Below are 21,199 nucleotides of genomic sequence, written 5' to 3'. Positions count from 1 at the left end.
CGTCCTCGCCCGGAATAGTTAGCATGTTTTGGTTACTGGCGATCCTCGCCTACCTGCTCGGCTCTCTGTCCTTCGCCATTTTGCTCAGCCGCCTGACGGGCAACCCCGATCCGCGAATGAGTGGCTCGGGCAATGCCGGTGCCACCAACATGCTGCGTCTGGCCGGCAAGAAACTCGCCGTCCTGACCTTGCTCGGCGACCTGTGCAAAGGGCTCGTGCCCGTCCTGATCGCCGCCGTGGCAGGCCTTTCGCTGCAACAACAAGCCTGGATTGGCCTGTGCGCCGTTCTCGGCCACTTGTTCCCGTTGTACTTTCGCTTCCGTGGCGGCAAAGGTGTCGCCACCGCCGCCGGCATGCTGCTCGGGCTTTACCCGCCAGCCGCCCTGCTGGCCATGGCCGCGTGGGCCCTGGCGTTCTACCTGACCCGCACCAGCTCGCTGGCCGCTCTGATCGCCACGCCCCTGACCTTGCCGTTACTGGCCTGGCAGGAACCGGAAGCGCTGCTGCCGATGAGCGTGCTCACACTGCTGATCGTCTGGCGCCACCGGGGCAATTTACGCGACCTGTTTGCCGGGCGCGAACGGCATTTCTGAATCATCCGGTGAAAACCGCTCAAGTTCGCTGACCGGCATCACCCCTAACGCCCTACAAGGGCGTCAGTTGCTCCATGGGCCAGCGAGCCTGCACGCTGATCGCCAGGCTTTCCTGCTGCCCGGCCTGCAACCGCTGACAGCCGGCAAAAGCGATCATCGCGCCGTTATCGGTGCAAAACTCGGGGCGGGCGTAATACACATGGCCCTTCATATCCCCGAGCATTTTTTCCAGCGACTCACGCAGGGCTTTGTTGGCACTCACGCCGCCGGCGATCACCAGGCGCTTGAAACCAGTCTGCTTCAACGCACGCTTGCACTTGATGGTCAAAGTTTCCACCACCGCCTGCTGGAACGCGAGCGCGATGTCGCAACGGGTTTGCTCGCCGTCGTCCCCAGCACTGACGCGTTGCTGCCAGGTATTGAGCGCCGAGGTTTTCAAGCCACTGAAGCTGAACTCCAGGCCCGGACGATCGGTCATCGGCCGCGGGAAGACAAAGCGTCCGACCACGCCCTGATTCGCCAGACGCGCAATCTCCGGGCCACCCGGATAATTGAGCCCCATCATCTTTGCCGTCTTGTCGAACGCTTCGCCTGCAGCATCGTCCAGGGTCTCGCCCAGCAGTTCGTATTGACCGATCCCATCGACCCGAACCAGCTGCGTATGCCCACCGGAAACCAACAAAGCGACGAACGGAAACTCCGGCGGTTGTTCTTCCAGCATCGGTGCCAGTAAATGGCCTTCCATGTGATGCACACCCAGGGCCGGAATGCCCCAGGCAAACGCCAGCGCCTGAGCACAGGAAGCCCCGACCAGCAAGGCTCCGACCAGTCCCGGGCCGGCGGTGTAGGCAATGGCGTCGATCTCGGTCGGCACGCAGTCGGCTTCCGCCAACACCTGGCGAATCAACGGCAGCATGCGCTTGACGTGATCGCGCGAAGCCAGCTCCGGCACCACGCCGCCGTAGGCCCGATGCAGGTCGATCTGACTGAACAGCGCATCGGCCAAAAGCCCGCGCTCACTGTCGTAGAGCGCGACGCCGGTCTCGTCGCAGGAGGTTTCTAATCCCAGTACTAGCATGGGTTTGCGCCTTGTAGAGGCTAAATTCGAAGGCGCGCATAATAGTCGCCACTCCCGCGCCCGACCAGCGGTTTTCGATCAGAGGCTTTGCATTCCGAGCGATGAGGGGTTAACATCCGCAACCCTTAAAAACCGACGACCTCAGCCGTGATTTTTGCGACGAGAACGTTGACCCCGGTAATGAATGAAGGTAGCTCTGGATGCCAGCCGTCAAAGTTAAAGAGAACGAACCCTTCGACGTAGCTCTGCGTCGTTTCAAGCGCTCCTGCGAAAAAGCCGGTGTTCTGGCTGAAGTTCGTAGCCGCGAATTTTACGAGAAGCCGACTTCTGAGCGTAAGCGTAAAGCAGCAGCCGCTGTTAAGCGTCACGCCAAGAAAGTTCAGCGCGAACAGCGCCGCGCCGTTCGTCTGTACTAATACACAGACGTTCGCTGCAAGCTTCTGCCAAGCCCGGCCCTCAGCCGGGCTAATGGCATTTGCGGATATCGCTTGATGCTTCACTGTCAAAGCCGCCCATGCGACCGAGACAACCTGCTTCACCACGTCAGACCTGGCTTCTTGCCAGCGGTGCACGTCTCTTCTGACGAGCCTTCCAAGGCTACTGACGAGCACACTTTTTCTGATTTCCTACAGACGATCAGCCCAAGGCGCCCTTCTCCAGCGCCCGCTTATGAGCTATCCGAGGCCTCCCACGGGCCGCAGTCGGACTCAGAGCAACATCTTCGAATAGTCGATTACTGATTGGAACTAACGTCAGTGAACTTTCGGCAGATACACTTCCCGACAGCGATCAAGCCGACGACAGATGGTCGAGCCGCACTGCGTTTGCGCCTCATGACGGCCCTGTTTCGACGCCTTCGCGCCGGTTCAATTCACGCTTTCGCGCAGTGATGACGAGAACGCCATGGCCGGGCTAATTCCCCAGAGCTTTATTGACGACCTTCTGAACCGCACCGACATCGTCGATGTTGTCAGCTCGCGCGTGCAAATGAAAAAAGCAGGCAAGAATTACACGGCCTGTTGCCCGTTCCACAAAGAAAAAACCCCGTCCTTCAGCGTCAGCCCCGACAAGCAATTCTACTACTGCTTCGGCTGCGGCGCCGGCGGCAATGCCCTCGGCTTCATCATGGACCACGACAACCTGGACTTTCCCCAGGCGGTCGAAGAACTGGCCAAAGCCGCCGGCATGGAAATCCCCCGCGAGGAAAGCGGTCGGCCGCACAAACCGCGGCAACCGACTGACTCGCCGCTGTACCCGCTGCTCACCGCAGCCGCGGATTTTTATCGTCAGGCACTCAAGAGCCACCCCGCGCGCAAAGCTGCCGTCGACTACCTGAAAGGCCGCGGCCTGACCGGCGAGATCGCCCGCGATTTTGGCCTGGGTTTCGCCCCGCCCGGCTGGGACAACCTGTTCAAGCACCTGAGCAGCGACACCTTGCAGCAAAAGGCCATGATCGATGCCGGGCTGCTGATCGAAAATGCCGAAACCGGCAAGCGCTACGACCGATTCCGCGATCGGGTGATGTTTCCGATCCGCGACAGCCGTGGCCGGATCATCGCCTTCGGCGGCCGGGTGCTGGGCGATGACAAACCGAAGTACCTGAACTCGCCAGAAACCCCGGTCTTCCACAAGGGACAGGAACTCTACGGCCTGTTCGAAGCCCGTAAGAACAACCGCAACCTCGACGAGATCATTGTCGTCGAGGGCTATATGGACGTGATCGCACTGGCCCAGCAGGGGTTGCGCAATGCCGTTGCCACCCTGGGCACCGCCACCAGCGAAGAACACCTCAAGCGCCTGTTTCGCGTGGTGCCCAGCGTTCTGTTCTGCTTCGACGGCGACCAGGCCGGGCGCAAGGCCGCCTGGCGCGCACTCGAAGCGGCGCTGCCGTGTCTACAGGATGGGCGCCGCGCGCGCTTTCTTTTCCTGCCCGAAGGCGAAGATCCGGACACCCTGGTGCGTTCCGAGGGCACGGATGCCTTCCGCGCCCGCATCAATCAGCACGCCCAGCCGCTGGCCGATTATTTCTTCCAGCAGTTGATCGATGAAGCCGATCCGCGCTCGCTTGAAGGCAAGGCCCATTTGGCCACCCTGGCGTCACCGTTGATCGACAAGGTTCCAGGGGCCAATCTGCGCACCCTGATGCGCCAGCGCCTCAGCGAAATCACCGGCCTCAACAACGAAGCCATGAGCCAATTGGTACATAGCGCGCCGCAAGAAGCGCCGCCTGCCTACGACGCCGGCATCAATTACGACGCCATGCCCGATTACGCCGATTACCACGAACCGCAGGAGGCCTACGCGCCCCAGCAGGAGTGGACCCCGAAAAAGAGTGGTGGCGGCAAGAAGTGGGAAAACAAGCCCTGGGACAAGAATGCCAAGGGCAAACGCCAAGGCGATCGCGACCAGCCTCGCGGTCCGCGCATCCCGGCGGCAGTCGAGCCACCGACCCTTTCGGCGCTGCGTACGCTGTTGCATCACCCGCAACTGGCGGAAAAAGTTGAAGATGCCGGACATTTTGCCGATGACAACAACACCAATACTCAGTTGTTGGTGGCGCTGATCGAAGCCGTACAGAAAAATCCTAAGCTACGCTCTATACATCAACTCATGGCGCGCTGGCACGGCACCGAACAGGGTCGCCTGCTCAAGGCGCTGGCAGAAAAGGAGTGGCTGATTGACGGCGATAACCTTGAACAACAGTTTTTCGACACCATTAACAGTTTATCGGTTCGTCAACGCGAACGTGTTTTAGAGCAACTTCTAAGGAAATCGCGTCAAAGTGACTTGAGTGGCGAGGAGAAAGTCCAACTACTTGAGCTTTTAAGACGCAATGTTCCCGCATCAAGCCCGACCTCAACTGGCGCGTGAGGTCATAGCTCAGGTATAATCCTCGGCTTGTTTTTTGCCCGCCAAGACCTTCAGTGGATAGGGTGTTATGTCCGGAAAAGCGCAACAGCAGTCTCGTATCAAAGAGTTGATCACCCTGGGTCGTGAGCAGAAGTATCTGACTTACGCAGAGGTCAACGATCACCTGCCTGAGGATATTTCAGATCCAGAGCAGGTGGAAGACATCATCCGCATGATCAATGACATGGGGATCCCCGTACACGAGAGTGCTCCGGATGCGGACGCCCTTATGTTGGCCGACGCCGATACCGACGAAGCCGCAGCTGAAGAAGCTGCTGCTGCGTTGGCAGCGGTTGAGACCGACATTGGTCGCACTACTGACCCTGTGCGCATGTATATGCGTGAAATGGGTACGGTAGAGCTGCTCACACGTGAAGGCGAAATCGAAATCGCCAAGCGTATCGAAGAGGGTATCCGTGAAGTGATGGGCGCGATTGCGCACTTCCCTGGCACGGTTGATCACATTCTCTCCGAGTACACTCGCGTCACCACCGAAGGTGGCCGCCTGTCCGACGTCCTCAGTGGTTATATCGACCCGGACGACGGCATCGCGCCGCCTGCTGCAGAAGTGCCACCGCCTGTCGATGCCAAGGCCGCGAAAGCGGACGATGACACCGAAGAAGATGACGCCGAAGCCAGTGACGACGAAGAAGAAACCGAAAGCGGTCCTGATCCGGTCATCGCTGCACAGCGCTTTGGCGCCGTGGCCGACCAGATGGAAATCACCCGCAAGGCGCTGAAAAAGCACGGCCGCGCAAACAAGCAGGCAATTGCCGAGATGTTGGCCCTGGCTGAGCTGTTCATGCCGATCAAACTGGTTCCGAAGCAATTCGAAGGCCTGGTCGAGCGTGTTCGCAGTGCCCTGGATCGTCTGCGTCAACAAGAGCGCGCGATCATGCAACTGTGCGTTCGTGATGCACGCATGCCGCGTGCCGACTTCCTGCGCCAGTTCCCGGGCAACGAAGTTGATGAAAGCTGGACCGACGCGCTGGCCAAAGGCAAAAGCAAATACGCCGAAGCCATTGGTCGCCTGCAGCCCGATATCATCCGCTGCCAGCAGAAGCTGACTGCGCTTGAGACCGAAACCGGTCTGACGATTGCCGAGATCAAGGACATCAACCGTCGCATGTCGATCGGTGAGGCCAAGGCCCGCCGCGCGAAGAAAGAGATGGTTGAAGCGAACTTGCGTCTGGTGATCTCCATCGCCAAGAAGTACACCAACCGTGGCCTGCAATTCCTCGATCTGATCCAGGAAGGCAACATCGGCTTGATGAAGGCTGTGGACAAGTTCGAATACCGTCGCGGTTACAAGTTCTCGACTTATGCCACCTGGTGGATCCGTCAGGCGATCACTCGCTCGATCGCCGACCAGGCCCGCACCATCCGTATTCCGGTGCACATGATCGAGACCATCAACAAGCTCAACCGTATTTCCCGGCAGATGCTGCAGGAAATGGGTCGCGAACCGACCCCGGAAGAGCTGGGCGAACGCATGGAAATGCCTGAGGACAAGATCCGCAAGGTATTGAAGATCGCTAAAGAGCCGATCTCCATGGAAACCCCGATCGGTGATGACGAAGACTCCCATCTGGGTGACTTCATCGAAGACTCGACCATGCAGTCGCCAATCGATGTCGCCACTGTTGAGAGCCTCAAAGAAGCGACTCGCGAAGTACTCTCCGGCCTCACTGCCCGTGAAGCCAAGGTCCTGCGCATGCGTTTCGGCATCGACATGAATACCGACCACACCCTCGAGGAAGTTGGTAAACAGTTCGACGTTACCCGTGAGCGGATTCGTCAGATCGAAGCCAAGGCGCTGCGCAAGCTGCGCCACCCGACGAGAAGCGAGCATCTGCGCTCCTTCCTCGACGAGTGATACCAAAACCCCCAGCCCTGCTGGGGGTTTTGCTTTACGCAGATTAAATTTCCCTCCCCCTCCCCGCCTCGCGTTGCCGTCTACACTCGAAACATTCCCCGTGCCATAACGAGACGGTTATGCCCAGACTGCCGGCCGTGCTTCTGCTGTCGCTGCTTGCCTGGACCGCTACGGCTGGCGCGTTGACTCTCACTGATGAAGAGCGTGACTGGCTGGCGGCCCACCCCACATTGCGCCTGGGCGTCGACGCCTCCTGGCCGCCGTTCGAGTATCGCGACGAGGACGGGCGCTACCAGGGCCTGGCCGCTGACTACATCAGCCTGATCCAGAGCCGCCTGGAGATAAAACTCAACCCGATCGAACCGGTCAGCTGGACCGCCGTTCTCGAACAGGCGAAACAGGGCAAGCTGGACCTGTTGCCGGGGATTATGTCGACCCCGGAGCGCCAGACCTACCTGGCCTTTACCCGGCCTTACCTCGACTTTCCCATCGTGATTCTCGCCCATGAGGGTGGCGCCCAGCCCCACAACCTCAGGGAGCTCTACGGCCTGAAGATCGCGGTGGTGGAAAACTATGCGCCCCATGAACTGCTGCGCACCCACCATCCGGACCTGAATCTGGTGGCCTTGCCCAATGTCAGCTCGGCCCTGCAGGCCCTTGCCACCGACCAGGTCGACGCGGTCGTCAGCGACCTCGCCTCAAGCATCTGGAGCCTGCGGCAACTCAAGCTGGATGGGCTGTATGTCAGCGGAGAAACCCCCTACCGCTATCAACTGGCGATGGGCGCGCCACGGGATGAAAATATCCTGATCGGCATTCTCGACAAGGTCCTGGCCGACCTCACCCCTGCGGAAATCAGCGTGATCCAGGAACACTGGGTGGGCAATGTGCTGGATCACCGGTCGTTCTGGTCAGACCTGCTGGTCTACGGCCTGCCCACCGTGCTGTTGCTGTTCGCGATACTGGCGGTGGTGATCCGCATCAACCGCCGCCTGAGCTCTGAGATCTCCCGGCGCGTGGCCCTCGAGCAGCAGCTGCGCAGCAGCGAGTACCACTACCGCGGCCTGGTGGAGAGCCTGTCGGCCATTGCCTGGGAAGCACGGATCAGCGACTACACCTACAGCTACGTTTCGCCCCACGCCGAGGCGCTGTTGGGCTACCCGCTGTCCCATTGGCTGATTCCGGGATTCTGGCGCAACATCATCCACCCCGCCGACCTGACCCGGGCCCAGACCTTCTGCGACCACGAAGTGCTCGCCGGACGTGATCACAGCCTCGACTACCGGGTTATCACCGCCGATGGCCGCTGCCTGTGGGTACGGGACATCGTCAGCCTGATCGAGCATGGCCACGAACCGGTGATGCGCGGGCTGATGATCGATATCAGCGAAGCCAAGCATACCGAGGAAGCCTTGCGCCTGTCCGAGCAGAAGTTCGCCTCGGTGTTCCAGCAATGCCCGGACATCCTGGTGATCGCGCGGCTGTCGGACGGCTGCCTGCTGGAGGTCAACAAAGCCTTCGAAGAACAGATCGGCTTGCGCGCCGAACAGGTGCTCGGCCAGACCGCCTCTACCCTCAATATCTGGGGCATCCAGGGCGTCGGGCCGGGCCTGCTGCTGCGCCTGCAAGCCGGGAGTATCCGCAACCTGGAGATGCCCTTTCGCCGGCACAACGGCCAGTTGTTCACCGGCCTGATTTCCGCCGAACCCTTCGACCTCGACACCACCCCGGCGCTGGTAGTGGTGGTGCGCGATATCAGTCGGCTCAAGGAGACCCAGCAATTGCTGCAGACCTCCGAGGAGAAGTTCGCCAAGGCCTTCCACGCCTCGCCTGACGGCTTGCTGTTGAGCCGCCAGCGCGACGGGCTGCTGATTGAGGTCAACGAAGGCTTCAGCCGCATCACCGGATTCAACAGCGCCATGTCCCTGGATCGCTCGACCCTGGACCTGGGCATCTGGGTCAACCTCAACGAGCGCAAACACATGCTCGAGCTGCTGAACCGCGATGGCTACGTGCGGGATTTCAGCTGCCATATCCGGCGCAACGACGGGCAGATCCGCTTGTGCGAGCTGTCCAGCCGCCCCCTGCCCATCGGCAACGAAGACTGCATGCTGACCATCGCCCGCGATATCACCGAACGCCACCTGATGCAGGAAAAGCTCCAGCAAGCCGCCACCGTCTTCGAGAGCACCGCCGAAGGGGTACTGATCACCGACACCCAGCAACACATCAGCGCGGTCAATCGGGCATTTACCGAAATCACCGGCTACAGCGAAACCGAAGCCCTCGGCCACACGCCGCGCCTGCTGGCGTCCGGCCTGCACGACAGCGCCTTCTACGCCGCCATGTGGTACCAGCTGACGGCAGAAGGGCACTGGCAGGGCGAGATCTCGAACCGGCGCAAGAACGGCGAGCTGTACCCCAGCTGGCTGACCATCAGTGCCGTGCGCAACAAGGAGCAATCGATCACCCATTTCGTCGCAGTATTCGCCGACATCTCCAGCCTCAAGCACGCCCAGGCACGGCTCGATTACCAAGCCCACCACGACCCGCTGACCGGCCTGCCGAACCGCACCCTGTTCGAAAGCCGCTTGCTGACCGCACTCAACGGCCAGCAGGAAAACGGCAGCCAGGGCGCGGTGCTGTTTCTCGACCTCGACCGCTTCAAGCACATCAACGACAGCCTCGGCCATCCGGTCGGCGATCTTTTGCTCAAGGGCATTGCCGTACGCCTCAAGGAGCAACTGCGCGACATCGATACCGTGGCGCGCCTGGGCGGCGACGAGTTCATCATTCTCCTGCCCGGGCTGCAGCAAGCCAGCGATGCCGACCATATCGCCGGCAAGCTTCTGAACTGCTTCAGCGCGCCCTTCCAGGCCGGGGAACATGAGTTCTTCATCAGTGCCAGCATCGGCACCAGCCTCTACCCCAAGGACGGCACCGACGTTGCCACACTGATCAAAAACGCCGACGCGGCGATGTATCGCTCCAAGGCCAAAGGCCGCAACCGGGTGGAAAGGTACACCCGCGACCTGACTGCCCAGGCCAGCGAGCGGGTCGCCCTGGAACAAGAATTGCGCCGTGCCATCGAGCGCAACGAACTGTCCCTATACTACCAGCCCAAGATCAGCCTTATCGATCAGGAACTGGTCGGCGCCGAGGCGCTGCTTCGCTGGCGGCACCCGACGTTTGGCGACGTGCCTCCGGAGCACTTCATCCCCTTGGCCGAAGAAAACGGCATGATCCTGCAGATCGGCGATTGGGTGCTGGAGCAGGCCTGCCAGCAGATGTCGGCCTGGAATGAGCGCTATGCGCCCTTCGGCCCGCTCTCGGTGAACCTGGCCGGCGCCCAGCTGCGCCAGCCCAACCTGCTGGGGCGCATCGAACAACTGCTCAAGGACAACCACCTGCGGCCGGGCTTCCTGCAGCTGGAGATCACCGAGAACTTCATCATGAGCCAGACCGAAGAAGCGCTGGAGGTGCTGCACCAACTCAAGCGCCTGGGGGTCCAGTTGGCGATCGACGACTTCGGCACTGGTTATTCCTCGCTCAGCTACCTCAAGCGCCTGCCCCTGGACTTCCTGAAAATCGACCAGTCGTTTGTCCGTGGCCTGCCGGACGACCCCCATGACGTAGCGATCGTGCGCGCCATCATCGCCCTGGGCCGCAGCATGCAATTCACAGTGATCGCCGAAGGCGTCGAAAGCCACGAGCAACAGGCATTCCTCGGCGCCGAAGGCTGCGAACAGATCCAGGGCTACATCGTCAGCCTGCCGCTATGCGCCGATGAGTTCGCCGCGACCTTTCTGCAGATGGGCGTTTCAGATTTTTCGGATAGCACAGCCGAGAATCCATCGTTATAATCCGCCGCCTACTGAGGGCCTATAGCTCAGTTGGTTAGAGCAGAGGACTCATAATCCTTTGGTCCACGGTTCAAGTCCGTGTGGGCCCACCAAATAAAAAGCCGCGCATTGCGCGGCTTTCGTGTATCTGGAGGTTGCGTTTCCAGCGTTCAAACGTGCTTCCAGCAAAGCTCGCAGAACACTCGGCACCCAGCTCCCCTGCCCATTCCAACGGATGCCAGCGCATTTACCGCAAAGGCCGGATCTGGGTCTTGCGCTCGTTGTAAAAGGTGCAATTGGCGGGGACGTCTTTGTTGACCAGGGACATCGCGCCGATGGTGGCGTTATCCCCCACCACCAGTTCGTCACCGATGATGCAGCTGTTAGCACCGACGCTGACGTTGTCACCGATCCTCAGGTTGTAGTGATCGAGGCCGAGGGTCTTGATTCCGACCGTCGTATTTTGCCGGATAAAGAAATTCCGACCGATCTTTGCATGGCCGGAAATCACCACTCCGGGTAGATGCGCAATGCGCAGCCCCGGGCCGATGTCTGCGCCCAGATCGATATCGACCCCGTATTTGAGGTTGAGTTTTTGTTGCATCCGACGTGCACGCGCAGCCCAGAATCCGCCCCGTCCATGCAGGTACTGGGCAAGCCGGAAAGAAAACAGGAAGCGCAGTTTGTTGTCTCGCCTGACCCGCCGGAGCATGTTGGAGATCAGGCCGATCCGGCTGCCCACTTTCTTCTTGTTGGATACTTCAACCCGCCAATACTCAAACAACTGGTCAAGAGTCACGCGTTCGGTCCTATGTGTTTCTGGGATTGGTCTTTGCAACACCATCAGCGCAGCACTTTGCACCCTTTGCAGGTCAGCTGGATCTGTCGGTAGTTGGCTGGCGCCAGCTGTGGCAGTTGCTCGAGGCAGGAGGCCGGGTCGTTGAGGGGCAGGTCCTTGAGTTGCGACATGTCCCGCTCCCACCACTTTGAAGCCAGCAGGCGATCAATCATTTCCGCTGAATAGCGGTAGCGGATCAGCTTGGCCGGCACCCCGGCCACCACGGCGTAAGGGGGTACATCCTGAGTGACCAGGGCGCGAGTGGCGATGATCGCCCCGGTGCCGACGTTGACGCCCTCCAGGACCATGGCGTCGCGCCCGATCCAGACGTCATTGCCGATGGTGCCGAAGTCGATGTGCGCGTCGTATTGCCAGGCGGTATCGGTGTACTGGAAGGGGTGGGTGCTCAGCCAGTCCGCAGGGTGGTTGTTTTTCTCCTGGCCAAGGATCACACCGGCACCGATCGAGCAGAAACGTCCGATCGAGGTCACCATTTGCAGGCAACTGTCACTTCTGATGTAGGTATGGGCACCGATCGACAGCTCGCCTCGAACGTCGATGTCGACATTGCCCATGCGTACGCCTTCTTCCAGCTTGAGCGTGGCTCGCTTGCCGATGGTCGAAACAGCGGTGCCAAACTTGAAACCATGCCGCCGGACCTGGCGATTCCAGTACCAATCCCTAATACCCAACACAACCTCCGACCATCGAAATATGCCTGCCCTGCACCCACGTGAGGCAACACTCACGGTGCAGCACATTACATCAGCAAGAGGAGATTTTGTTGGCACTTGACGCTTTGTTCAGGAAACAAAATGGGCGCCTGGCGCCTGGATTTCGGCGCCGTCCGATTGGCGCCGGAATCGATCAATTCCGAGGGCTCCGGACAAGGCCACAGCAGGCGCGCGAGCGCCCTTGCAGCCGCTGCGGTTGCCACTCACGCCGCACTCAAACACGCCTCCAGGCTGCGCCCCAGGCTTTCGCGCAGTTCACTGCCGCGACGGGCGATAAACACCAGTTGCACCGCCTGCTGTGCATCGCTGTTTTGCGCGGCGCTGAACTGGCTGCGCTGGCCGACATGTTGCAGCCACTGGGGAGCCTGGATGCCTTGCAGGTGCACCAGGCCCTTGACCCGGAATACTTGCGGCGGGATCTGCGCCAGCCACTGGCGAAAGCGCTCCGGGTCCAGGGCTTGCGGGCTCTGCCAGAGCCAGGATTCGAACAGTTGGTCGTGGCGGGTGGCGGCCGGGAGCATTTTCAATGAGCCGGCCTCGACCCGGTCGCTGAGCAGCAGGCTGTCGGGCAGTTCGGCGTACACCGTCTCGATCACCGGCACCCTCGCCCCCAGCTTGCTGCGTACCAGGGCCAGTTCCTGCGGGGCGAGCAGATCGGTCTTGTTCAGCAGCACCAGGTCGGCGCAGGCGACCTGGGCCCGGGACAGGCGGGCAAACTCCCCTTCCAGGCTGCTGTAACCGACCCCGTCGACCACGGTGAGCACCGCATCGAGCTGCAACTGGGCGCGCAGCTGTGGGTAGGCCAGGGTTTGCAGGATGCGCTGCGGATCGGAAACCCCGCTGCATTCGATGACGATACGCGTAAGGCGCGGGCTCAGCTGGCTGAGGCTGACCAACTGGGCCAGCAGGTCTTCCTGGACGGTGCAGCAGATACAGCCGTTTTGCAGGCTGTACACGGCGTCGGTCACCTCGGCGATGATCGCCGCATCGATGTTGAGCTCGCCAAAATCATTGACGATCACCGCCAGGCGCCCCGCGTCGTCGCGCTGGACCATGCGGTTGAGCAAGGTGGTCTTGCCGGCGCCGAGAAAGCCGCAGATCACCGTCACGGCAATACGGTTCATGACCCCTCTCCTTCCAATACCGGCGGTTTCCCGCGCCAGGTGGCTTGCAGCGGGGTGTCATCGAACAGCCCCTGCAAGTCGTACACCGGTTGGCCTTCCACCAGGGTCAGTTGCACCTGGGTGCGGTGGATATAGTTGCGCGCCGGCTGGGCGAACAGGTCGCGGTCGAGCACGATCAGGTCCGCCGACTTGCCCACCTCCAGGCTGCCAGTCAGGTGTTCCAGGCCCATGGCGTAGGCGCCGTTGCTGGTCACCACTTGCAGTGCCTGCTCCAGGGAGATCGGTTCGCCGAAGCAGTCAGGCTCCTGGTTCCATGGGTTCTGCCGGGTGACCATGGTCTCCAGTGCTAGCCAGGGGTCGATCGAGGCCACCGGCCAGTCGGTGCCCATGACCGCAATACCGCCCGCCGCCAGCACGCCCTTGAAGTCATAGATGCGCTTGAGGCGCTCCTGGCCGTAGCCGGAACGGGCGCCGGTGGCGAACGGCGTCGGGTACCAGGCCGCCGGGGAAAACTCGGCAATCACTTCCAGCTCGCGAAAGCGCTTGAGGTTGCCCGGGTGCAGCAAGGTGCTGTGGGCGCACTGATGGCGAATGCCGCTGAAACCATTGCGCCGGCGCGCCTCGGCCACCGCATCGAGGAACACGTCGGAGGCGCCGTCGCCGGTGCAGTGGGCAATCACCCGCAGGCCACGGCGGTCCATGTCGACCACCATGTCGGTGATGTGCTCGGGCGTCAGGTTGAGCTTGCCGCGCCAGCTCGCTTCCTGCGGCCAGGGGGTCAGCAGGTAGGACGAGCGCGGCTCCACCGTGCCATCAAAGTGGAACTTGACCGCGTTGGCACTGAGCCGCGCGCTACGGTAATAGTGCCGCTCGCCGCTGAGCAGCTCCCAGCGCCGGCGCACCGGGAATATATCGTCCTGCCAGCTGATGGCCGCTTCGATACGGACCGTCAGTTGGCCCTGGTCGTCGAGTTCCTTGAGGGCTTGCAGGCGCTGCTCGCAGACATGCACGTACTTGCTGGCCGTCACGCCGCGGGCGCTCTGGAAGTGCACGCCATCGCGGTAGGCCTGGCGCAGCACCTCCACCGGGGTCGGCGGCATGGCGGCGTGGATCATGGCGTAGGCGCCGTCGATCATCAGCCCGGTGGGTTCGCCCGTCAGTTCGTCGCGTTCCAGGTAGCCGTTGCGCGGGTCGCTGGTATGGCGGTCGATGCCCGCCAGCTCCAGGGCCCGGGAGTTGACCATCATGGTGCCCCACATGCGATCGAGCAGCGCGATCGGGCGGTCCGGCAGAATGCTGTCGAGCCAGGCGCGCCCGGGGGTCAGCCCGGCCTCGCGAAAGGTGTAGCGCACCCAGTACTGGCCATGAATCCAGCCATCGCCCGGGTGACTCTCGGCATAGGCCAGGATCGCCTGCTTGAGCTGCTCCGGGGTCGGGTCTTCGATGCCCACGTCCAGGTCGTCGCTGTAGCGCGGGGCCAGCGCCAGGTCCGGGTGGGTGTGCATATCGTGCAGGCCGGGCATGCAGAACGCTCCTTGCAGGTCATGCACCCGGGTCAGCGGGCCCTTGAACGGCAGCACGTCGCCGCGCAGGCCCACCGCAATCAGGCGGCCGCCACGAATCGCCACGCTTTCAGCCCAGGGCTGGGCCGGGTTCATGGTACGGATCCTTCCGTTATCGAGGATCAGGTCGGCAAACAGCCCACTGCTGGAGTGGGTCGATGTGAAGTTGTCGATGGCTGTCATGTGCGGCACCTGCTTTTTTCTAGGCAAAGGGAGGCCCTGCGGCGCGTTTTCGCGCCGTTGGACGAAGTCAGTCAGCGGGGGTGGGGCAGGCTCTAGCGGCCGGCCTCCAGGCTTTCGACGAAGCGTGCGATGCGCCGGCAGGCTTCGCTGAGGGCAGTGTCGGAAACCGTGAACGAAACCCGGACAAAGCCTGCGGTGCTGGCGCCGAACGCACTGGCATCGAGCACCGAGACACCGGTGGCACGGAACAGCTGCCAGGCGAATTCGGTGCTCGACAGCCCGGTGCCGCGCACGTCCACCAACATGAACATGCCCGCTTCCGGGACCTTGCACTTGAGCAGCGGCAACTGGCCCAGGCCGGCCACCACCAGGTCGCGACGCCGGCGATACAGCTCACGGGCCTGGCCGACAATCTGTTCGTCCAGCTCCAGCGCCTTCAGCGCCGCCGCCTGGATAAACCCCGGCAAGCCGTACAGCATGCACAGCAGCAGGTTATCCAGGTGCCCGACCAGCTCGGTGGGCGCCACCACCCAGCCAACGCGCCAGCCGGTCATGGCATGGGACTTGGACAGGCTGTTGAGCACCACGGTGCGCTCCAGCATGCCGGGCAAGGTGGCCACGCTCTGGTGGGGCCGGTCGTAGGTGAGCTGGCCATAGACTTCGTCGCTGATCACCCACAAGTCATGGCGCCGGGCGACCAGGGCCACCGCTTCCAGTTCTTCGAGGGTGTAGACGTTGCCGGTGGGATTGTTCGGCGTGGCCAGGGCGATGCCCCGGGTGCGCTCGGTGATCTGCGCCTCGAGGGCCGCCACGCTGAGGCGGAAATCCTCCGCCGCCGGCTGCGCGATCGACACCAGGCGCGCGCCGCTGGCCTGGATGCTGGCGGCGTAGGTCAGGTACATCGGCTCTGGCACCAGAACCTCGTCGCCCTGCTCAAAGAGGCACATGGCGGTGGCATACAAGCCGTTCTGCGCGCCGGCGACCACCGCGATGTTGTCTGCCGTCACCGGCAAGTCGAGCAAGGCCGCCTGCTTGGCGGCGATCGCCGCGCGCAGGGCCGGGCGACCGACCACGTGGGTGTAATGGGTGTCGCCTTCCTTCAGGGCCTGGACGGCGGCGGCGCAGATCGCCTCGTCGGTGGCGAAGTCCGGATCGCCGATGCTCAGCACAATCGCATCCTCGCCGCGCTCCTGGGCGTCGCAGGCTGCGTAGTGGATGTCCCAGGCACTGACGGTCTCGCCGCTGATGCGTTTGACCACGGATGAATACTGCATTAGCCACTCCTCGCCGGCCCTCGGCCAACGCTTAAATGAATTCAGATCTCAGGCCTGGCGCTGTGGCGTCTTGCCAATGCGGTTGAAGGCCTGCTCGATCACGATCGCCAGAATGATGTAGATCACCGCCACCACCAGCAGCGGCTCGTAGACCCGCAGGGTCTGGGCACGCACCAGGTTGGCCGCGCCCAGCAGGTCGGTGACCGCCACGGTGGACGCCAGGGCCGTGGCCTTGAGCAGCATCACGCTTTCCCCGGCCAGGGTCGGGCGCAGCATCTGCAAGGCCCGAGGCATCCACACCCGACGCAACACCAGCCAGGGCCGCATGCCATAGGCCCGGGCCGCCTCCAGCTCACCCCGCGGCACCGCGCGCAGACCGCCGCGCAGCACTTCGCCGACATAGGCCGACACGCTCAAGGTCAGGGCCAGGGCCACGTACCAGAAGCCTTCACGCAGGTACGGCCAGAACAGGCTGCCGCGAATCAGCGGGAAGCTGGCAAACACGCTGCCGACACCGTAGTAGAGGATGTAGATCTGCACCAGCAGCGGCGTGCCGCGCAACACGCTGGTGTAGAAACGCAGCCCGTTGGCCAGCAGCGGGTTGCGCGACAAGCGACCCAACGCCACGCCGACCGCCATCAGAAACCCCAGGGCGCCGGAAATCAGCAGCAACTGGAAGGTGATCCAGGCGCCACGGATCAGTTCGCTGGAAAAGTTGTTCAGCCAGTTGAAGTCCATGCCCGCCTCCTAGACGTGTCGTGGCATCCAGCGTTCGAAGCGCACTTCGAGCTGCCGGAACACCGAGCTGGAGACCAGCGTGATCAGGTAATAGAACGCCGCTACCGCGAGGTAGAACAGCAGGTAGTGTTTGGTCGACGCCGCCGCCTGGCGCCCCGCCGACAGCAGCTCGCTGTAGCCGACCACGCTGATCAGCGCGCTTTCCTTGACCAGCACCAGCCACAGGTTCGACAGCCCGGCGATGGCGAACGGCAACATGCTCGGCAGCACGATGCGCCGCAGCAGCAACAGGCGGTTGATGCCATAGGCCCGTGCCGCCTCGATCTGGCCATGGGGAATGGCCTGGATCGCGCCGCGGATGATCTCCCCGGAGTAAGCGCCCTGGACGATCCCCAGCACCACGATGGCCGCCATGAACCCGTTGACCTCCACCCCCGGCCGCCCCAGCTTGGCCATCAGCAGGTTGATCAGGTCGGTGCCGGCGTAATACAGCAGCAGGATCAGCAGCAGCTCCGGCACCGCACGGTACAGCGTGGTGTAGCAGTTGGCGCACAGCACCAGCCAGCGTGGGCCACGCAGCTTGACCATGGCCACCAGCAAGCCGATGGCCAGCCCGAGGATAAAGGCGCCCAGGGAGATACCCAGGGTTTTCACCATCCCCTGGGCCAGGGCCTGGAGCCAGCCCTCGGCAAAAAACAGCCGGTAGATTTCCGAAACAGTCATAAGCGCACCTGCCGGGGATGGACCTGTAGAGCGTGATTATTCAAGGGACGAGATATCGGTCTTGAAGTACTTGGCGCGAATCTTCTCGTAGGTGCCATTGTCGCGCAGGGCCTGCAAGGCCAGGTTCAGGCGCTCGCGCAGGGCATCGTTGCCTTTGCGCACACCGGCGCCGACGCCTTCGCCGAACAGTGGGTCCAGGGGCGCCACGCCTTTGCTGGCGAGCATCGCGTTGTCCGGGCTGTCCAGCAGCGGCTCGACCGCCAGTTGATCGGCCAGGAAGATGTCGATGCGGCCACTGCGCAGGTCGGCGAGGATGTCGTCCTGGTCGTTGTAGTAGCGCACGGTGGAGTGGGCGCCGAAGTACTTCTTGATGTACGCCGAGTGGGTGGTGGAACCCTGCACGCCGATGATCTTGCCTTTCAGGCCCTCGGGGGTGGGTTCGACCTTGAGGCTGGCGTCGGCCACCCACAGCGCGCGGGTGAAGAAGTACGGCTGGGTGAAATCAATCACCTCCTTGCGCTCCGGGGTGATCGACAGCGAGTTGAGTACCACGTCCACCTGCTGTGACTTGAGTGCCGGGATCAGCCCGTCCCAGGCCATTTCATTGAGCTTGCAGTCGGCCTGCATCTGCGCGCACACCGCGCTGATCATGTCCGGCTCGAACCCGCTCCAGGCGCCACTGCCATTTTTGTAGGAGAACGGTGGGTAGGGTTCCAGGGCGATGCCGAACACCACCTTGTCGGCGGCGAAAGCCGGTGCGCCGGCGCATGTCAGGACGCACGCCTGGAGCAGGAGCAACAGTGTCTTTTTCATGATGAAACCCTCGTTTTATCGATTGTTATTGTTGGGTCAGGCCGTTTGAGCCAGGTCAGCGGTTGTCCTGCGCCATCACAAATTGTCGGCAGCGTTCGCTGCGCGGATCCAGTAATACCTGGGCCGGTGGCCCTTCCTCTTCCACCTGGCCCTGATGCAAATACACCACCTTGCTCGACACATCCCGGGCAAACGCCATTTCATGGGTGACCAGGATCATGGTCCGGCCCTCTTCGGCAATGCCCTGGATCACCCGCAGTACCTCGCCCACCAACTCCGGGTCCAGCGCCGAGGTCGGCTCGTCGAACAGCATCACCTGGGGGCGCATGGCCAGGGCCCGGGCAATGGCCACCCGTTGTTGCTGGCCGCCGGAAAGAAAGGCCGGGAACACGTCGCGCTTGTCGATCAGGCCGACTTTCTCCAGCAGGTGCTCGCCGTGGGCGATGGCCTCCTTGCGGTCTTCGCCCAAGACAAATACCGGGGCTTCGATGACGTTTTCCAGCACCGTGCGGTGCGGCCACAGGTTGAAGCTCTGGAACACCATGCTCAGCCGGGTACGCAACCGCTCCACCTGGCGCGCGTCGGCAATCTGCGCCACGCCCCGGGCGTTGGTCTTCAACTTCACCTGTTCGCCATTGATGCGCAAGCTGCCGCTGCACGGCACTTCCAGCAAGTTGATGCAGCGCAGCAAGGTGCTTTTTCCCGAGCCGCTGGAGCCGATCAGCGACACCACTTCGCCTTCGTTGGCGCGCAGCGAAATCCCCTTCAGGACATGGTGATCGGCATAACTCTTGTGCAAGTCGTCAATCGCGACTACCGGGGTGTCCGGACTGTTTTTATTCACTGCTGCAGGCACGTCTGTGTCTCCCCTGGTTGCTCTGTTTGCGCGGCGCAAGCCCGCCGTCATTCGTCATCGCGGGCGGGAATCCACCACTCTTCGCCCCGCGCGGTGCGGATGTACTCCGGCCAGCGGAAGCGGTGCGGGGCCTTGAAGTCCGCCGGCAGCAACGGCGCCTGCCAGCGGCTGCCGCCAATCCCGCCGCCGGTGCGCTGTTCGAACTCGGCCTTGGCCGCGCCCAGCAGGTCGGCGTCGCCGAACAGGTCGAGCAAGGTGCAGGCAATGGTCTTGGCCGCGACATCGATCATCGGGTCGATGGTCTGGGCAATCCCGCCCAGGGCGTTGGAAACCCAGTCCGGGTAGACCGTGCCCGGCGGCGCGGCGAGCATCGGCCGGGCCACCAGCAAGCGCACGGTGGGGCAGTGCCAGGTGTATTCCGGGTAGTCGTCGGAGGTCAGGTAGTTCTGCCAGGCCGGCATTTGCAGGCGCAGCTGGCGCTCGCATTCCTGGGGGTCGATCAATTCCTCGATGGCCGGCAGGAAGGGTTTGTCCATCGGCGCAAGGCCCAGGTTGACCTGGATCTCGCGGGCAATGGCACAGGCCTCTTCATCCCAGCGTGGCGCGCCGATGGCGGCCAGGTTGTCGTAGGTGGACTGGGCCAGCACATGGTTGGGCAGCCCGCCGCGGGACTTGCAGACCCAGGTTTTTTTCCATTGGCAACCGGTGGCCATGGCGGCCGCAGCGGCGTTGTTGTCCATCACCTGGGAGATGGTTTCGGCCTGCTCGATGGAGTCGCAGCGCAGCAGGTACTGGATCTGCGACAGGTGCGGCGGCAGGTTGTCGGCGGTGGCCTGGCCGGCGGTGAGGATGGCCTCGTTGTAGCTCCACAGGCCGGTGAACGGCAGGGTCGAACGGCGCAGGCTTTCGTTCAGGGTGTAGAAGTGCACCAGGGCGTCGTTGGCCCCCGGCGCCCGGGCGGCCAGGTGGTTTTGCGGGATCGGGCTGTAGCGATCGGCGGCGATCCAGTTTTGCGGGTCGTCGCAGGTGAAGCTGTAGATGTAGGCGTAGGCAATACCGCAATGGGTATTCCAGGTGGTGGTGTTGTTCAGCGGCAGCATGTAGGTCGGGTGAAAGCTGATGGCCGCGTCCAGGTCATCGTAGTAACCCTTGGCCGCGTGCACCGGCTTGGAGGCGCGGAGTTTTTCCGCCGGCTCGCCGAAGAACTTGATGGTGCCCTGCAGGCCGAATTCGAGCATCGCCGCTTTTGCCGCCAAGGCCCCGCCCAGGGCGCTGATGCCCAGGGCCGAATGCGGGTCGGTATGCCCCGGGGCAAAACGCGACAGGCCGTCACGGGGCATTTTGCGGGTGGTCGCCGCCTGGCAGTTGCCGGGCACTGCGTCGTACTCGGCGTAGGTCGCCAGCACCGGGCCCGTGCCCTGGGTGAAGGTGGCGCAGAAGGCGGTGGGCATGCCGCCGCTGTTGTGCTCCACGGTGAAGCCTTCGGCTTCCAGCAACTGCACGTACCAGGCGCAGGACTTGTATTCGCGAAACGCCGGCTCGGCGTAATGCCAGATGATCTGATGCCAGTCCGACAGCTGCTGGCGATGGCGTTCGACCCAATCGAGGGCAAATTGCTTGTAGGGAGACATGCACACAACTCCAGGTGGTTTCGCGGCTGTTGGGTCAGGCCGAGAGAAAGGCTTGGGCGTCCACTTCGATCAGCACCGGCTGCCGGGTATCGGCCAGGCCGGCCAGCAATTCGCCCAGCGCTGCGCGTGCACTCACGCGGTGGTATTGCACGTGGCTGGCCCGGGCCAGGGCGGCGAAGTCCGGGGTCAGGATGTCCACCCCCAGCGGGGCGATATCCCGTGCGGTCATGTAGTCGCGAATCTCGCCGTAGCAGTGGTTGTTCCACAGCACCAGAATCACTCCCAGCCCGGCCTCCTGGGCCGCGATCAGCTCGGCGCTGGAGAACTGCGCCCCGCCGTCCCCCACCAGCGCCAGCACCGGGCGCCCCGGCATCGCCAGCTTGGCGCCGATGGCCGCCGGCAAGGCGTAGCCCAGGGTGCCGAA

17 protein-coding genes and 1 tRNA gene are annotated in these 21,199 nt (G+C 62.6%); 6 read left to right on the top strand and 12 right to left on the bottom strand.

Features of this window, described 5'->3' with window-relative positions:
- Window positions 1–23 precede the first annotated feature (23 nt).
- Entirely contained in the window at window positions 24–593 is a 570-nt protein-coding gene (gene plsY / locus CF161_RS04900; protein ID WP_020295456.1) for a glycerol-3-phosphate 1-O-acyltransferase PlsY, read from the top strand.
- Window positions 594–645: 52 nt separating this feature from the next.
- Here the strand turns inward: plsY and tsaD are convergent, their stop codons facing one another.
- Complete coding sequence (gene tsaD, locus CF161_RS04895) at window positions 646–1,671, bottom strand: tRNA (adenosine(37)-N6)-threonylcarbamoyltransferase complex transferase subunit TsaD (RefSeq protein ID WP_020295455.1); 1,026 nt, start codon at window positions 1,669–1,671, stop codon at window positions 646–648.
- Window positions 1,672–1,871: 200 nt separating this feature from the next.
- On the opposite strand from tsaD, the gene rpsU reads away from it, so the two are divergent.
- From rpsU to CF161_RS04870, 5 genes are all read left to right on the top strand, one after another.
- Window positions 1,872–2,087, top strand: coding sequence for a 30S ribosomal protein S21 (rpsU, locus tag CF161_RS32080; protein WP_002551877.1), 216 nt, complete (start codon window positions 1,872–1,874; stop codon window positions 2,085–2,087).
- A gap of 487 nt (window positions 2,088–2,574) precedes the next feature.
- Window positions 2,575–4,542, top strand: coding sequence for a DNA primase (dnaG, locus tag CF161_RS04885; protein ID WP_020295454.1), 1,968 nt, complete (start codon window positions 2,575–2,577; stop codon window positions 4,540–4,542).
- Between the two features lie 67 nt (window positions 4,543–4,609).
- On the top strand, window positions 4,610–6,457 hold the full coding sequence (gene rpoD / locus CF161_RS04880) for an RNA polymerase sigma factor RpoD (RefSeq protein WP_020295453.1): 1,848 nt from the start codon (window positions 4,610–4,612) through the stop codon (window positions 6,455–6,457).
- A gap of 119 nt (window positions 6,458–6,576) precedes the next feature.
- Window positions 6,577–10,320, top strand: a complete 3,744-nt coding sequence (locus CF161_RS04875; protein WP_020295452.1) for an EAL domain-containing protein — start codon at window positions 6,577–6,579, stop codon at window positions 10,318–10,320.
- Window positions 10,321–10,335: 15 nt separating this feature from the next.
- Window positions 10,336–10,412: transfer RNA gene (locus CF161_RS04870), tRNA-Ile, on the top strand.
- Window positions 10,413–10,546: 134 nt separating this feature from the next.
- Here CF161_RS04870 and CF161_RS04865 read toward each other — a convergent pair.
- The 11 genes from CF161_RS04865 to CF161_RS04815 form a co-directional block, all read right to left on the bottom strand.
- Window positions 10,547–11,098: a serine acetyltransferase gene (locus CF161_RS04865; protein ID WP_020295451.1), complete on the bottom strand. Its 552-nt coding sequence runs from the start codon at window positions 11,096–11,098 to the stop codon at window positions 10,547–10,549.
- Window positions 11,099–11,142: 44 nt separating this feature from the next.
- Complete coding sequence (locus CF161_RS04860) at window positions 11,143–11,829, bottom strand: CatB-related O-acetyltransferase (RefSeq protein ID WP_043228658.1); 687 nt, start codon at window positions 11,827–11,829, stop codon at window positions 11,143–11,145.
- A 245-nt stretch (window positions 11,830–12,074) separates the two neighbouring features.
- A complete protein-coding gene (locus tag CF161_RS04855) occupies window positions 12,075–12,995 on the bottom strand; it encodes a GTP-binding protein (protein ID WP_020295449.1) in 921 nt (306 codons plus the stop codon).
- Window positions 12,992–14,740: an amidohydrolase gene (locus CF161_RS04850; protein ID WP_020295448.1), complete on the bottom strand. Its 1,749-nt coding sequence runs from the start codon at window positions 14,738–14,740 to the stop codon at window positions 12,992–12,994. The genes CF161_RS04855 and CF161_RS04850 overlap by 4 nt, the downstream gene beginning before the upstream one ends.
- 92 nt (window positions 14,741–14,832) lie before the next feature.
- Window positions 14,833–16,014: a pyridoxal phosphate-dependent aminotransferase gene (locus CF161_RS04845; RefSeq protein ID WP_020295447.1), complete on the bottom strand. Its 1,182-nt coding sequence runs from the start codon at window positions 16,012–16,014 to the stop codon at window positions 14,833–14,835.
- Between the two features lie 48 nt (window positions 16,015–16,062).
- On the bottom strand, window positions 16,063–16,752 hold the full coding sequence (locus CF161_RS04840) for an ABC transporter permease (protein WP_020295446.1): 690 nt from the start codon (window positions 16,750–16,752) through the stop codon (window positions 16,063–16,065).
- A gap of 9 nt (window positions 16,753–16,761) precedes the next feature.
- A complete protein-coding gene (locus CF161_RS04835) occupies window positions 16,762–17,475 on the bottom strand; it encodes an ABC transporter permease (RefSeq protein WP_020295445.1) in 714 nt (237 codons plus the stop codon).
- A 36-nt stretch (window positions 17,476–17,511) separates the two neighbouring features.
- A complete protein-coding gene (locus tag CF161_RS04830; protein ID WP_020295444.1) occupies window positions 17,512–18,288 on the bottom strand; it encodes a transporter substrate-binding domain-containing protein in 777 nt (258 codons plus the stop codon).
- Window positions 18,289–18,343: 55 nt separating this feature from the next.
- Entirely contained in the window at window positions 18,344–19,132 is a 789-nt protein-coding gene (locus CF161_RS04825) for an ABC transporter ATP-binding protein (protein WP_020295443.1), read from the bottom strand.
- A gap of 59 nt (window positions 19,133–19,191) precedes the next feature.
- Window positions 19,192–20,775: a hypothetical protein gene (locus tag CF161_RS04820; protein WP_020295442.1), complete on the bottom strand. Its 1,584-nt coding sequence runs from the start codon at window positions 20,773–20,775 to the stop codon at window positions 19,192–19,194.
- Window positions 20,776–20,809: 34 nt separating this feature from the next.
- The coding region (locus tag CF161_RS04815; RefSeq protein WP_020295441.1) for a thiamine pyrophosphate-dependent enzyme at window positions 20,810–21,199 on the bottom strand (390 nt) is incomplete at its 5' end.

It is taken from the genome of Pseudomonas sp. CF161 (genome assembly GCF_000416215.1).
In the GTDB taxonomy this organism is placed as follows: domain Bacteria; phylum Pseudomonadota; class Gammaproteobacteria; order Pseudomonadales; family Pseudomonadaceae; genus Aquipseudomonas.
The sequence above is the reverse complement of the archived record's forward strand: the minus strand, read 5'-3'. Positions and strand labels throughout refer to the sequence as shown.